Below are 14,593 nucleotides of genomic sequence, written 5' to 3'. Positions count from 1 at the left end.
TATTTTCAGGACGCGGAAAGTCGCTGTCCAGGCAGGGCCCCGTTCAGTGTCCGAAGCAGGACATCCGCGGCACCGGCGGGCTCCGTACGGCAGAACGCCCTGATGGGACGCTGCCACGGCGGGTCGACCGCGAGGAGCTGGTCCGCGGGGACGAGCGAGGGCACCAGATGCGCGGCCAGCATCGCCACTCCGGCGCCCTCGGCGGCGGCGCGCGCGGCCGTGGTGGAGTGCTCCGTCCACACGGCGGTGCGCGGCCGGAAACCGGCCCTGCCGCAGACCAGGTCGAGGAACCGCTCGCCCTCCACCCACGGCTCCATTCCGCAGCGCACCCAGTCGTGTTCCGCGAGCTCCTCCAGCCGGGCAGAGGCCCTGCCGTGCAGCGGGTCACCGCGCGGGACCACCAGCACGATCCGCTCCTCCCCCACCGTCCACAGCGGGCCGCTCCACCCGTCCGTGCGGTAGCCCACGGCGACGTCGGCCACGCCGCGCTCCATCTGTTCGGTCAGCTGCTCGTCGGTGGCGAACTCGTGCAGTACGAGCCGCACTTCGGGGCAGAGCCGCCGCATGCGGGCCAGTACAGGTGGCAGGACGCCGATGGCCAGTCCGTGCAGGGTGGCGATCTGGAGTTCGCCACCGCGTGCCCCGGTGGCGGCGCGCGCGGCCCGACGCGCCTGGCGGGCGCTGCGCACGGCCAGTTCGGCGCCGGGCAGGAAGGCGCGTCCCATCGCGGTGAGCCGTACGCCGCGCGGCAGGCGCTCCAGCAGCGGACCGCCCAACTCCCCCTCCAGCGCCTTGATCTGGTGGGACAGCGCGGACTGGGTGACGTTGAGCGTCTCGGCGGCCCGGGTGAAGGACTGCTGTTCGGTGACGGTCACGAGGTATTCCATCTGCCGCAGCGTCATGCTTCTCCCCCGTGAGCCGTGCCCGGAACGGTGACCGGGCATGAGCGCCCTTCATCCGTCCCATCGAAACATTGCCTTGGACTCATCGTGAAGTCCCGGCGGAAGCTGGGGACATGAGCGAAGACAGCGCAGATGTGATCGTCATCGGCGGAGGCACGGGCGGCTACAGCACCGCACTGCGCGCCGCCGCACTCGGGCTCACCGTCACCCTCGCCGAACGCGATCTGGTCGGCGGCACGTGCCTGCACCGCGGCTGCGTACCGAGCAAGGCGATGCTGCACGCGGCCGAGCTCGTCGACGGGATCGCCGAGGCACGCGAGCGCTGGGGCGTGAAGGCGTCCCTCGACAGCGTCGACTGGGGCGCCCTCACCGCCACCCGCGACGACATCGTCACCCGCAACCACCGTGGTGTGGAGGGCCACTTGGAGCGCGCGGGCGTGCGCGTCCTGCGCGGCACGGCGGAGCTGACCGGCCCCCGCACCGTCCGCGTCACGGGCGAGCCGGGCGGCACCTTCACGGCACGCCGCGGCGTCGTTCTGGCCACCGGCTCGGCGCCCCGCGTCCTGCCCGGCCTGGAGCCGGACGGGCACCGGGTCGTCACCAGCGACGACGCGCTGTTCGCGCCCGGGCTCCCGGCGAGCGTGGTGGTGCTGGGCGGCGGCGCGATCGGCGTCGAGTACGCCTCCTTCCACCGCTCCCTGGGCGCCGAGGTCACCCTCGTCGAAGCCGCGGACCGGCTGCTGCCGCTGGAGGACGCGGACGTGAGCCGCCATCTGACGCGGGGGCTGAAGAAGCGCGGGGTGCGGGTGCTGACCTCGGCGCGGCTGACGGACGCCACCCGGCACCCCGGCGGCGTCACCGCGCGGGTGCACACGGCACGCGGCGGTGACACGGCGCTGGAGGCCGAACGGCTCCTCGTCGCCGTCGGCCGCGCCCCCGTGACGGACGGGCTCGGCCTGGCCGCCGCCGGCCTCGCCACCGACGGCCGCGGGCACCTGCCGCCCGCCGACTGGTCCCGCCTGGAGACGGCCGCCGCCGGCGTGCACGTGGTCGGCGACCTGCTGCCGCCGCCGTCCCTCGGGCTGGCCCACGCCTCCTTCGCCGAGGGCCTGTTGGTGGCCGAGACGCTCGCCGGACTCCCGTCCCGGCCCGTGGACTACGCCGCCGTCCCGCGTGTGACCTACTCCAGCCCGCAGACGGCGTCCGTGGGCCTCACCGAGGAGCATGCGCGCGAGGGGGGCCGCGAGGTCGCCGTCAACACGCTGCCGCTGACCGCGACGGCGAAGGGAATGGTGCACGGGCAGGGCGGCATGGTGAAGGTCGTCGCCGAACGGGGCGGTGACGGGCGGGTCCTGGGCGTCCATCTGGTCGGCCCGCACGTCTCCGAGATGATCGCCGAGAGTCAGCTGGTCGTCGGCTGGGACGCGGAACCGGCCGACGTGGCCCAGCACATCCACGCCCATCCCACCCTGTCGGAGGCGGTCGGCGAGGCGTACCTGACCCTCGCGGGACGGGGCCTGCACCAGCACTGAGCCGGCCGCCGCGACACGTCCCCCTCCGGTGTCATGGCGCGGGGGCCGGCGGCGGCCGACGATGGGCGGATGCGGTTCGAGGTGTGGGCGCCCCAGGCGCGTCGTGTCGTGCTCCACGCGGGAGGCCATGAGCGCGTACTGGAGCGCGACCCGGCGCGGGACGGATGGTGGGCCGGGCAGGCGCCCGCGGGGCCGGGCACGCGGTACGGGTTCGCGCTGGACGGCGGGCCCGTGCTGCCCGATCCGCGCTCCCGCCGCCAGCCCGACGGCCCCGACGGGCTCAGCGCCGTCGTCGACCACGGCGCGCACGGCTGGCGGAACGCGTGGCGCGGCCGCCCGCTGCCCGGCGCGGTGCTGTACGAGCTGCACATCGGCACGTTCACCCGCGAGGGCACCTTCGACGCGGCGGCCGCGCGGCTGCCGCACCTGGCCCGGCTCGGGGTGACCCACGTCGAACTGCTGCCCGTCTGCCCGTTCCCCGGCACGCACGGCTGGGGCTACGACGGGGTGGCGCCGTGGGCCGTGCACGAGCCGTACGGCGGACCGGCCGGGCTGAAGCGGTTCGTGGACGCCGCGCACGGGCACGGCCTGGGCGTCGTGCTGGACGTGGTGCACAACCACCTCGGCCCCTCGGGCAACCATCTCCCCGCGTTCGGCCCGTACTTCACCGAGCGGTACCGCACGCCCTGGGGCGCGGCGGTCAACCTGGACGGGCCGGGGTCGGACGAGGTCCGCGCGTATCTGGCGGGCAGCGCGCTGGCGTTCCTGCGCGACTACCGGCTGGACGGGCTGCGGCTGGACGCGGTGCACGCGCTGGCGGACACCCGGGCCGACCACTTCCTCGCCGAACTCTCCCGCGCGGTGGACGAGTTGGCGCACCGCACCGGCCGCCCGCTCTTCCTCGTCGCCGAGTCCGACCTCAACGACCCGCGCACCACCGCGCCCAGGACGGCGCACGGGCACGGCGTCCACGCCCAGTGGAACGACGACTTCCACCACGCCCTGCACACCGCGCTGACCGGCGAGTCCCAGGGCTACTACGCGGACTTCGCGCGGGACCCGATGGCGGCCCTGGCCAAGACCCTCACCGGCGCGTTCTTCCACGACGGCACGTACTCGTCCTTCCGCGGCCGCCGGCACGGCGCCGCCGCCGAAACCGGCACCACCCCGGCACACCGCTTCCTGGCCTACGCACAGACCCACGACCAGATCGGCAACCGCGCCCGGGGCGACCGCCTCTCGGCCGGCCTGCCGCCCGGACTGCTCGCCTGCGCCGCCGCGCTCGTCCTGCTCTCCCCCGGCACCCCCATGCTGTTCATGGGCGAGGAATGGGGCGCCGGTACGCCCTGGCAGTTCTTCACCGACCACACCGACCCGGACCTGGCCGAAGCCGTACGGACCGGCCGGAGACGCGAGTTCGCCGCGCACGGGTGGACGGCACGGGACGTGCCCGACCCGCAGGACCCGGCCACCCGCGACCGCTCCTGCCTCGACTGGAGCGAACCGGCGCGGCCCCCGCACGACGCGCTGCTGGAGTGGCACCGCACCCTGATCGCACTCCGCCACCGCCACCCCTCGGTGGCGCGCGCCCCGCTGGGCGAGGCGGCCACCCGGTACAGCGCCGAGGAGGGCTGGTTCCTGCTGCGGAACGGCCCGCTGCACATCGCCGTCAACCTCTCCGGCGAGCCCGCACACGTCCCGTCCCCCGCGGCGGAGGCCGGCCTCCTGGCCGCCTGGCGCGACCCGGACAGCGGCGCGAGCCCCGTCCACACCGACGGCGCCCTCGTCCTTCCCCCACGGTCCGCCGCGGTGCTCGGCTGACCGCGTCCCCGAACCGGCCGCTTCGGGCACGACGGCGCACCGGTCAGCACACCCGGCCGGCTTCCTCGCTCTCGTGCCCGAGGTGGATGTCGTGGCCCGTGTGCACGGCGCCGCCGTCGACGCTCACCGGCACCGCGGCCGCCCCGTAACCGTGGGCCACGATCGTGTAGGCGCCCTCCGCGAGCCCGGTGAAGACGTACGCCCCGTCGGCTCCGGTGGTGTGCGTCCCCACGACGGTGCCGCTGCGGTCCGCGAGCGAGACCCGGACGTCCCCCAGCGGGCGCCCGGCGGGCGTCCGGACCGCGCCGCGCACCGCGACCCCGGGCCGGAGGACCAGGTCACGCCGCACCGGCCCGCCGCCCGCGACCGTCACGGTGGCGGCCTCGGGCAGGTGGCCGGGGGCGGCGGCGACGAGGACGCGGCTTCCGTGCGAGGCGGCCCACAGCGTCCAGGTGCCGTCCGCGTCGGCGGCCGCGCGGGACAGCTGCCGTCCGGCGTGGTCGAGCAGGGTGAGCACCGCGTGCGGCAGCGGCTCGCCCGCCTCGTCGCACACCGTTCCGTGCAGGACGCCGTCCCGCACCTCACGGTCCGGAACGGCCGTGCGCGCCACGGGCTCCGGGACGGACGGCGCCTCCTCCGGCGCGTCCTCCCGCCGTCCCGCGCTCCGGCCGGGAAGGAACGCCGCGATGAGGAGGCCCAGGAGGGCCGCTCCGGCGGCGATCAGGAAGGCCGTGCGGAAGCCGGAGATGTCGGGGACCCGGGTGTCCCCGAGGGGAATGGTCATCCGGGCGAGGACGACGCCGATGACGGCGCTCGACGTCGACGTCCCGATCGAACGCATCAGCGTGTTCAGCCCGTTGGCGGCCCCGGACTCGGACTGCGGCACGGCGCCGATGATCAGCGCGGGCATCGCGGAGTAGGCGATGCCGATGCCGACGCCGATCAGCACGGCCGTGATCACCACCTGCCAGGCGGCGTCCATCAGCAGCGTCCCGGCGAGATAGGCGACGGCGAGCAGCACCAGCCCGGTCATCAGCGAGACCTTCGGGCCCCGCGCGGCGGATATTCGCGCCGACAGCGAGGACACCATCATCATCGCCAGCCCCATCGGGGCGACGCACAGTCCGGCGACGAGCATGCTCTGCCCGAGCCCGTACCCGGTGGACGGCGGCAGCTGGAGCAGCTGCGGCAGGACGAGCGTGGCCGCGTAGAAGGCCAGACCGACCGTGATGGAGGCGAGGTTGGTCAGCAGCACCTGGCGCCGCGCGGTGGTGCGCAGGTCCACCAGCGGGTCGGTGGTGCGGAGTTCGAAGACGCCCCACAGCAGGAAGAGGACGACGGCGAGGGCGAGGAGCCCGAGGGTGAGCGGGCTGCCCCAGCCCCAGTCGCCGCCCTTGGAGACGGGCAGCAGCAGCGCGACGAGCCCGGCCGAGAGGCCGAGTGCCCCGAGGACGTCGAAGCGCCCGTGCGCCCGGTGGGCCGATTCCGGCACCTGCCACAGCACCAGGGCCATCGCGAGGGCGCCCAGTCCGGCCGCGCCGAAGAACAGCGCGTGCCAGTCGGTGTGCTGGGCGACGTACGCGGCCAGCGGCATGCCGAGGGCGCCGCCGACGCCGAGCGAGGAGCTCATGAACGCCATCGCCGAACCGAGCCGCTCCGGCCGCAGTTCGTCCCGCATGATGCTGATGCCGAGCGGGATGGCGCCCATGCCGAAGCCCTGGAGCACCCGCCCGGCCACCATCGGGACGAGGGACGAGGTGACGCCGCAGACGAGCGAGCCGGCCACCATCAGCCCGAGGCTGACCAGGGTCATGCGCCGCTTGCCGTAGAGGTCGCCGAGCCGCCCCATGATGGGCGTCGCCACCGCGCCGGAGAGCAGCGTCGCGGTGATCACCCAGGCGGCGTTGGAGGTCGCGGTGCCGAGCAGCGCGGGCAGTTGGGCGACGACGGGCACCAGCAGGGTCTGCATGACGGCGACGGAGATGCCCGCGAAGGCGAGCACGGGAACGATCCAGCGCCCGGCCGCGCCCCCGTCCTCGCCCACCGCCCCGGCCGGCGCGCTTCCCGGCCCGGAGCCGGCGAGTTGCTCCTCGGGTGCCGGAAACCGGCGGGCTGACTGGACCTGGGACATGAAGGAGGGCCTCCGTACGTGGTGGTGCCCCGCCCGTGGCCACGGCGGGGCACGGAGGCGGGGCAGGACAGAACGATCGCGGGGGTACTTCGTGCAGCGTACAAACGAACTGCTGTGCCCCGGCCACTTATTCCTGTGGCGCACATGAGCTCCCGGTGTCGTCCCGGTGACACGCGCCGCCCGCGCGTACGCACCGACTCGCCCCGTGTGCCGCCCGGTTGCCCCCGTCCGCCCGCGCGTGCGGCCCCTCGCACGCGCCCGCGCGCACAAAAAGAGCCCGGCCGCGCCCCCCTCGCCGAGGGGGGGCGGCCGGGCTTCTCGCCAGTGCCGTTACTCGTCGCCGGGGACGAGCCGGACGGCGATGCTGTTGATGCAGTACCGCTGGTCCGTCGGGGTCGGGTAGCCCTCGCCCTCGAAGACGTGCCCCAGGTGCGAGCCGCAGCGCGCACAGCGCACCTCGGTGCGGACCATGCCGAGCGACTCGTCCCGGATCAGCTCCACCGCGTCCGTGCGCGCCGGGTCGTAGAAGCTCGGCCAGCCGCAGTGCGAGGCGAACTTCGTGGTGGAACGGAAGAGTTCGGCACCGCAGGCCCGGCAGTCGTAGACGCCCGTCGTGGTGGTGTCGGTGTACTCGCCGACGAACGGCGGCTCGGTGCCCGCCTCACGGAGCACGTGGTACTCCTCGGGCGTCAGCTCGGCCCGCCACTGCTCGTCCGGCTTGTCGATCTCGTACGCCATGCTCGCTCCAAACTCCCGGGCGGCTGTCACTTCTCCAGCCGGCCGAGGATCTCCGGCCCCAGGTCCGTCACGTCCCCCGCACCCATGGTGAGAACGAGATCCCCCGGCCTCGCCATTCCCGCCAGCACGTCCGGCGCCTCGGCCATGGACGCGACGGGGCGCACGTCGGCGCCGGCCGCGCGGGCCGCGTCGGTGATCAGTTCGCTGGTGACGCCCGGGATCGGGTCCTCGCGGGCCGGGTAGATGCCGAGCACGGCGGAGGCGTCCGCGAGCGCGAGCGCCTGCCCCATCTCGGTGGCCAGCTCCTGGGTGCGGCTGTAGAGGTGCGGCTGGAAGAGCACCAGCACGCGCCCCTCGCCCGCGCCCGCGCGGATGGCCTCCAGGTCGGCGGTCATCTCCGTCGGGTGGTGCGCGTAGCTGTCGATGACCTGCACGCCGGCCGCCTCGCCCTTGAGCTGGAGGCGGCGCTTGACGCCGGTGTAGGTGCCGAGCGCCTTGGCCAGCTCCTCGGCGGGGATGCCGAGCGCGGCACCGGCGGCGAGCGCGGCGACGGCGTTGTGCGCGTAGTGCCGGCCCGGGACGGACACCGCGAAGGTGATCTCGCGGCCCTCGAAGCGGACGGTGGTCTCGCTGGTGAGCCCGTGCGGGACGACGTCGAGGATGCGGACGTCGGCGTCCTCGGCCTCGCCGTAGGTGACCACCCGCAGGTCCGCGCGACCGGCCACCCGCCGGGTCAGCTCGCGCGCGCCCTCGTGGTCGGCCGCGACGACGAGGGTGCCGCCCGGGCGCACCCGCTCGGTGAACGTCTCGAAGGACTCGTAGATCTCGTCCATGGACGCGTAGTTGGCGTGGTGGTCGAGCTCCACGTTGAGGATGATCGCGACCTCGGGCGCGTACTTGTGGAAGCTGCGGTCGCTCTCGTCCGCCTCCGCGACGAAGATCTCGCCGCGGCCCTGGTGCGCGTTCGAGCCGGGCTCGTCCAGGTCGCCGCCGATGGCGTAGGACGGGTCGAGCCCGAGGGAGCGGAGGGCGACCGCGAGCATCGAGGTGGTGGTCGTCTTGCCGTGGGTGCCCGCGACGGCGAGCGGGCGCAGCCCCTCCATCAGCGCGGCGAGCGCGTCGGAGCGGTGGATGACGGGGATGCCGCGGGCCGTGGCCTCGGCGAGCTCCGGGTTGTCCTCACGGATGGCGCTGGAGACGACGACGGAGGTGGCGTCGGCGGCCAGATGTCCGGCGGCGTGCCCGATGTGGACGGTGGCCCCGAGCTCGCGCAGGGCCCGCGTGGTCGCCGACTCCTTGGCGTCACTGCCCGCGACCTGCGCACCACGCTGGGCCAGGATCTTCGCGATGCCCGACATCCCGGCACCGCCGATGCCGATGAAGTGCGGTCGTGCCATGGCCTGCGGGGCGCTCGGGACGGACGGGTCGGCTGCCATGCGGGTATCTCCAGGGCTCGGACTCTCTGCGGTACACGCGCCACAGCGTGGATCGCGCCGCTCCAGCCTATGCGGTGCACGGGCCCCGGCCGCCCCTGACCCGGGCACGGGACGGCCGGTCCGTCCGGACCACGGACCGCTGCGGTCCGTGACGGAGCCCCGGGTCAGCCGGCGCCGTCGCGGGTGCCGTCCTTGCCGGTGTCGCCGTCGGCGGCGGGGCCGTCGTCGGTGTGGGCGAAGAGCTTGAGCACCGGGACGCCGACCTTGTGCCGGGCCCTGGAGGCCCAGTCCCGGTGGAAGAACTCCTCCACCAGGTGCGGCGCGGTCAGCACGATGACCTCGTCGGCGCGGGTCTGCGCGACGACGGTCTGGAGCACGTCCAGCGGGTGCTTCTCGGTCACCTGCCCGATCGCCTCGCTGCCCGCGTTCCGCAGGGCCTTCAGCGAGTGCTCCAGCGCGCGCTGGGCGGGCGGGAGCGCCTCCTCGTCCTCCGGTTCGTCGCCCTCGGTGACGGCGTCCTCCAGTTCGCCGAGCGCGATGTCGTCCAGTGCGCGCAGCAGCCGGTCCTGGTCGCCGCGCGGCTGCATGAGCACCACGAAGGAGACGGGCTCGTCGCCGTGGAGGGTGGTGACGAGCTCGACGTCTGCGGACACCAGCGGCTTCTCGATCATCAGCACAGTCGTGAACACGGACGGGTGCCCTTCTTCCACGCGGGGCCGCCAGGGGCCCCGACAGAAACCATCCTGCCCCGCTCTCACGGGGAGCTTGCGCCTCTCAGTCTGCCCAACTCAGTCTAAGCGGAACGTGTCATTCCGCTTATTGCCGTACGCGGCTGTAACGAGTGAAGAGAAAGCCGTTTTCTTCGAGCAGGCCTTCGAGGGAGAAGTCCGCGGGGACCGTGTGTCCCCACCCGTTCACGATCCGGGGCGCGTCCCCCGCCGTGATCCGCGGCGAGATCGTCAGGCACAGCTCGTCCAGCGCGTCCGCCTCCGTGAACTGGCCCAGCATCCGCGGCCCGCCCTCCGTCAGCAGCCGCCGCAGCCCGCGCTCGGCCAGCGCGCCCGCGACCCGGCCCGGGTCGACGGCGGCACCGTCACCGGCGAAGACCACCTCCACCCCGCGCCTGCGCGCCTCCGCCAGACCCTGCTGCGGCGCCGCGGCGCCCGTCACCAGGAGGGTGGGGACGAGCGGTTCGGTGAACAGCGGGAGGCCGAAGTCGAGTTCGAGGCCGGCGCTCACCACGGCGATGGCCGGAGCGGGCCCCTGACCGGCGGCGGCCCGCCGCTCCTCGAACGCCTCCCGGCGCCGCGCGGGCCGGTAGCCCTCCTGCCGTACGGTCTGCGCCCCGACGACGACGGCGTCGGCGAGGCCCCGCAGCACCCCGAAGATCCGCATGTCGGCCTCGCAGGACAGCGGCTGCGAGCGCCCCTCGTGGTGCGCGGCGCCGTCGAGCGAGGCGACCATGTTGGCGCGCAGCCAGGAGCCGCCGGGACCGGTCGGGGCCTCGGGGTACGCGTAGGCGTCCATGAGGGACTCAAGGCTCCACTGGCCCTGCGGGGATTCGGTGACGGTCCCGCCGGACGCGGGTGCCTTGGTGACAGAAGTGGTGGATGGGAACAGACGTCGCATGGGCGGCAGTGTGGCACGGCACACGACCGGCACACCGGTCACCGCCCGGCCTTTACGATGGCAAGCGTGTCGATCACCACCGCCCGGATACCCGAAGACGCCGAGACCACGCCGCTGTCGCTGTGCGACCGCGAGCCGGAGGTCCCCGCCGACCAGCTCGTCGCCGAGATGGTCCCGCCGCCACGCTTCGACGGAGTCCGGTTCTCGACCTACGTGCCCGACCCGGGCCAGCCGAGCCAGGCCGAGGCCGTACGGGTGCTCGGCGGGTTCGCCGAACAGCTCGGCGGAACGTCCGACGGGGGCTCGGGCGGCGGGATGAAGCGGTGGTTCCGCCGTACGCCCAAGACCGCAGCGCCCTCCGGGCCGCGCGGGGTCTACCTCGACGGCGGGTACGGCGTCGGCAAGACGCACCTGCTGGCCTCCCTCTGGCACGCCACCCCGGCCCCGCCCGAGCGGAAGGCGTTCGGCACCTTCGTCGAGCTGACCAACCTCGTCGGCGCCCTCGGCTTCCAGCAGACGGTGCGCACCCTCAGCGGCCACCGGCTGCTGTGCATCGACGAGTTCGAGCTCGACGACCCGGGCGACACCGTCCTCGTCTCCTCGCTGCTCTCCCGGCTCGTCGAGGAGGGCGTGGCGCTCGCCGCCACCTCCAACACCCTGCCCGGCAAGCTCGGTGAGGGGCGCTTCGCCGCCGCCGACTTCCTCCGCGAGATCCAGGGCCTGTCCGCGCACTTCCGCCCGCTCCGGATCGACGGCGAGGACTACCGGCACCGCGGTCTGCCCGAGGCACCGGCCCCGCGGACGGACGACGAGGTCACGCGTGCCGCCTACAGCAGGCCGCACGCCTCGCTCGACGACTTCCCCAACCTCCTCGACCACCTCTACCGCATCCACCCCAGCCGCTACGGCGCGCTGGTGGACGGCGTGGAGGCGGTCTGCCTCACCGGGGTCGAGCCCGTTCCGGACCAGTCGACGGCGCTGCGGCTGGTGGTGCTCGCCGACCGGCTGTACGACCGCGAGGTGCCGGTGCTGGCCTCGGGCGCCTCTTTCGACCGGCTGTTCAGCGAGGAGATGCTCAACGGCGGGTACCGGAAGAAGTACTTCCGCGCGATCTCCCGCCTCACCGCGCTCGCCCGCGACGCCAAGTCCCTCTGACCCCGGCGGCCCCCGGCCGGGGCCGTCCCCCGCGGCACACCCGGCGCACCCGTCCCGGACGGACGGGGCGCCACGACGCGCGTAGAGGGTGTGTCGCCAGTAGTGCTCCCGTGGCCGGTGCGTGGTAAACACGGCTCACTCACCACCTGTCAGCCAACAGGGAGTTGCCGTATGGCCACGACGCGACGTCAAGTTCTGGCAAGATCCGGCGCCTTGGGGGCGGGGATCGCCTTCTCCGGCGCCCTCTCCGAAGTCTTCTCCGGCACGGCCTCGGCGCAGGGCACCGGCGGCCGCTCCGGCTACGGCCCCCTCGTCCCCGACCCGGACGGTCTGCTCGACCTCCCCGAGGGATTCCGCTACACGGTCCTCTCCCGCGAGGGCGAGCAGCTCCGCTCCGGCGAGGGCGCCGTCCCCAGCCATCCGGACGGGATGGCCGCGTTCGGCCCCACCGGCGACTCCGCGGGCTCCGTCTGGCTCGTGCGCAACCACGAGAACCGGATGGACGCCGAGCACGCCGTCCCGCGCGCGAGGGGCCTGACGTACGACCCCGAGGCCATGGGCGGCTGCACCCTGCTGGAGCTCGGCCGGAGCGGCGGGGGCGCCGCCGACAAGGTGCTCGGCGAACGCGTCGGCATCGCCGGCACCTCCACCAACTGCGCGGGCGGGCCCAGCCCTTGGGGCACCTGGCTGACCTGCGAGGAGACCGAGTTCAAGGCCGGCGAGGAGGGCTACACCAAGGACCACGGCTTCGTCTTCGAGGTCGGGTACGACGAGGACAGGCCGACGTCCACCGAACCGCTGAAGGCGATGGGCCGCTTCCAGCACGAGGCCGTCGCCTTCGACCCGCGCACCGGCGTCGTCTACGAGACGGAGGACGCCTTCGAGAAGCCGTTCGGGCTCTTCTACCGCTTCCTGCCCGAGGTGCCGCGCGGCGGCTACGGCTCCCTCCACGCGGGCGGCACGCTCCAGGCCATGCGGGTGCCCGAGGTGCCCGACCTGTCGGTCGTCCAGGAGACCGGAAAGAGCTTCCACGGCATCGAGTGGGTCGACGTCCCGGACCCGCTCGCGGCCGAAACCCCCATCCGCTTCCAGGACTTCGGCAAGGGCGGCATCACCCACGCGCAGAAACTGGAGGGCTGCTACTGGGGCGGACGGTGCGTCTACTTCGTCTCCAGTTACGCCAAGAGCGCGGAGGGCTCCAAGGCCGACCACTTCGGCCAGATCTGGCGCTACGACCCGCAGCGCTCGGTGCTCACCCTCGTCGTCGTCTTCGGCCCGGACACCGATCTGAACCTCCCCGGCGAGGAGCCCGACAACATCTGCCTCGCCCCGAGCGGCGGCCTGATGGTGTGCGAGGACGGGGAGGGCGCACAGCACGTCTTCGGGCTGACCCGCGGCGGCTCCGTCTACCCGATGGCGCGCGGCAGGCAGAACATCGGGACGCCGGAGAAGCCCGAATGGGGCGAGTTCGCCGGAGTGACCTTCTCCCCGGACAACCGCACCATGTACGTCAACTGCTACGACCCGGGCACCACGTTCGCCGTCACCGGGCCCTGGCGCCACTGACCCACCCGCGTACCCGGCACGGCGGGCACCCGGCGACCCTCCTCGCCGGGTGCCCGCCGTTTCCGTGCGCGCGCTAGCCGGCGGACGTGGGGTCCCGGCGCGGGGCGAGCCATGCCGTCACGGCACAGGCCGCGGCCGCGAGGAGGGCGGACAGGGCGAGGGGCAGCCACGGTGCCGGGACGGTGCCCTCGCGGGAACCGGCGGTCAGGGCCCGCACCGCCGCGTTCGCCGGGGAGGCCGGGTTCACCAGCGCCAGCAGCACCCCGGCCAGCAGGGCCGGCACCGCGCGGCCCGTCCCGCGCACCAGCGGACGCGCGCAGAGCGCGCCCACCGCCGTACCGGTCAGCGCGCAGGTGACCGTCGCCGACAGACCGGCGCCGGCCGAGGCGAGCGGCGGGACGGCGACCGCGCCGCCCGTGCTGTGCGGCTCGCCCGAGAGCGCCGCGTACAGCGTCCCCGCGAGGCCGAGCACCAGGGACGCCGCCAACGCGGCCAGCAGCGCGCCGAGATGGGCCCGGCGCGGGCCCGCCGCCGCTGCCGCGCAGTGCCGCGCGGCCTCCGGTTCGCCCGTGACGCAGACCCGCGCCGTCCAGGCCGCCACCGGGAGCAGCATCGCGGCCGCGTACCCGAACCCGTCGAGCAGCGGCTGCCCCGGCTGCACCCCGACGGCGAGGAGCGCCGCGTACAGCAGGAGGGGCGGCAGCCAGCGCTGGGAGCGCAGGAGCAACGCGAGCTGGTAGCGCACCAGTTGCGCGAGCCGCGGCTCGCGCCCGGGTGCGGGTGGAGGGCCGTTCTCCGGCTGCGGCCGCTCCCGGGCGGGGGCTTCCTGTGCCACGGAGCGGATGTGCCAGGGCGGTTCGCCGGTCAGGAGGGCGTGCAGCAGGGCGTCCGACCGCTCGGGCGGGACAGTCAGCCGCAGCGCCCCGCCGGGCTCGCGTTCCACCGCCGGACGGCCGGGCAGCCCGGCCGTGTCGAGCGCCGCGCCGGGCGGCCCCACGGCGACGATCCGGGTGACGGCGCTCTCCGGGAGGGGCGGCGCCGGTGACTCCCGTGCGACGGGGGCGAGTTGACCGTCGGTGAGGCGGTAGGTGGCGTGCGCGGCGCCCGCGAGGCGGCGCGGGTCGTGGTCCACGAAGACGACCGTGGCGCCCCGGGCGACGCGTTCGGCCACGACGTCGTCCAGGACGGCGCGGGACGCGGGGTCGAGGCCCGTCCACGCCTCGTCGAGCACGATCAGTCCGGGGCGGCCCAGCAGCGCCTGGGCGACGGCGACCTTCTGGCTGCCGCCCTTCGACAGCGCGGACAGCGGCGTGCGGAGGTACGCCGCCGCGTCGAACCGTTCCAGCAGCTCCCCCGCCTCCCGTACCGCCTCGCCGCGCCGCAGCCCGCGCACCCGGCCCAGGTGCGTCAGGTAGGAGGCGGCGGTGAGGGGCAGCCCGGCGGGGAACCGCTCGGGGACGTAGGCGCTGCGCGGGCGTCCGGTGATCCGGCCGGTGCTGGGCGCGTCCACTCCGGCGAGCAGGCGGAGCAGCGTCGACTTGCCGCTGCCGTTCGCGCCCTCCACGCGCAGCAGCGCCCCGGCGGGGAGCTCGGCGTCGACGCCCCTCAGCACCCAGGGCCCGGCCATGCCGTAACGGCGGCCGACGCGGTGCAGTCTCATGGCCCGCACGGTAGCCCAGGCCG

Annotated in this window: 11 protein-coding genes; 4 read left to right on the top strand and 7 right to left on the bottom strand. The window is 74.5% G+C overall.

The genetic code is table 11. The features are described 5' to 3' along the window. Nucleotides 1-5: 5 nt before the first annotated feature. The gene (locus HCC30_RS00950) at nucleotides 6-902 is read right to left on the bottom strand and encodes a LysR family transcriptional regulator (RefSeq protein ID WP_169440005.1); all 897 of its coding nucleotides are present in this window, start codon (nucleotides 900-902) and stop codon (nucleotides 6-8) included. A gap of 113 nt (nucleotides 903-1,015) precedes the next feature. Here HCC30_RS00950 and lpdA point away from each other — a divergent pair, with 113 nt between their 5' ends. Further along, complete coding sequence (gene lpdA, locus HCC30_RS00945) at nucleotides 1,016-2,434, top strand: dihydrolipoyl dehydrogenase (RefSeq protein ID WP_169440004.1); 1,419 nt, start codon at nucleotides 1,016-1,018, stop codon at nucleotides 2,432-2,434. A 69-nt stretch (nucleotides 2,435-2,503) separates the two neighbouring features. Next, entirely contained in the window at nucleotides 2,504-4,255 is a 1,752-nt protein-coding gene (gene treZ, locus HCC30_RS00940) for a malto-oligosyltrehalose trehalohydrolase (RefSeq protein ID WP_169440003.1), read from the top strand. A gap of 43 nt (nucleotides 4,256-4,298) precedes the next feature. On the opposite strand, the gene HCC30_RS00935 is transcribed toward treZ, so the two are convergent. The 5 genes from HCC30_RS00935 to HCC30_RS00915 all read right to left on the bottom strand — a co-directional run bounded on the left by HCC30_RS00935 (nucleotide 4,299) and on the right by HCC30_RS00915 (nucleotide 10,189). After that, nucleotides 4,299-6,224, bottom strand: a complete 1,926-nt coding sequence (locus tag HCC30_RS00935; RefSeq protein ID WP_240979277.1) for an MFS transporter — start codon at nucleotides 6,222-6,224, stop codon at nucleotides 4,299-4,301. 492 nt (nucleotides 6,225-6,716) lie between these two features. Then, nucleotides 6,717-7,124: a peptide-methionine (R)-S-oxide reductase MsrB gene (msrB, locus tag HCC30_RS00930; RefSeq protein WP_169440001.1), complete on the bottom strand. Its 408-nt coding sequence runs from the start codon at nucleotides 7,122-7,124 to the stop codon at nucleotides 6,717-6,719. 26 nt (nucleotides 7,125-7,150) lie between these two features. Then, complete coding sequence (murC, locus tag HCC30_RS00925; RefSeq protein WP_169440000.1) at nucleotides 7,151-8,560, bottom strand: UDP-N-acetylmuramate--L-alanine ligase; 1,410 nt, start codon at nucleotides 8,558-8,560, stop codon at nucleotides 7,151-7,153. 164 nt (nucleotides 8,561-8,724) lie between these two features. Beyond that, complete coding sequence (locus HCC30_RS00920) at nucleotides 8,725-9,249, bottom strand: indole-3-glycerol phosphate synthase (RefSeq protein WP_169439999.1); 525 nt, start codon at nucleotides 9,247-9,249, stop codon at nucleotides 8,725-8,727. 127 nt (nucleotides 9,250-9,376) lie between these two features. Next, the gene (locus tag HCC30_RS00915; RefSeq protein WP_169439998.1) at nucleotides 9,377-10,189 is read right to left on the bottom strand and encodes a pyrimidine reductase family protein; all 813 of its coding nucleotides are present in this window, start codon (nucleotides 10,187-10,189) and stop codon (nucleotides 9,377-9,379) included. 57 nt (nucleotides 10,190-10,246) lie between these two features. On the opposite strand from HCC30_RS00915, the gene zapE reads away from it, so the two are divergent. Further along, the gene (gene zapE / locus HCC30_RS00910) at nucleotides 10,247-11,344 is read left to right on the top strand and encodes a cell division protein ZapE (protein ID WP_169439997.1); all 1,098 of its coding nucleotides are present in this window, start codon (nucleotides 10,247-10,249) and stop codon (nucleotides 11,342-11,344) included. 171 nt (nucleotides 11,345-11,515) lie between these two features. After that, nucleotides 11,516-12,910 carry an alkaline phosphatase PhoX gene (locus HCC30_RS00905; RefSeq protein ID WP_169439996.1) on the top strand — a complete coding sequence of 465 codons (1,395 nt, stop codon included), beginning with the start codon at nucleotides 11,516-11,518 and terminating at the stop codon, nucleotides 12,908-12,910. A 73-nt stretch (nucleotides 12,911-12,983) separates the two neighbouring features. Here the strand turns inward: HCC30_RS00905 and HCC30_RS29115 are convergent, their stop codons facing one another. Next, nucleotides 12,984-14,570, bottom strand: a complete 1,587-nt coding sequence (locus HCC30_RS29115) for an ATP-binding cassette domain-containing protein (protein ID WP_169439995.1) — start codon at nucleotides 14,568-14,570, stop codon at nucleotides 12,984-12,986. Between the last annotated feature and the right edge of the window lie 23 nt (nucleotides 14,571-14,593).

The sequence above is a fragment of the Streptomyces sp. HNM0574 genome, from assembly GCF_012726235.1.
In the GTDB taxonomy this organism is placed as follows: domain Bacteria; phylum Actinomycetota; class Actinomycetes; order Streptomycetales; family Streptomycetaceae; genus Streptomyces.
The sequence above is the reverse complement of the archived record's forward strand: the minus strand, read 5'-3'. Positions and strand labels throughout refer to the sequence as shown.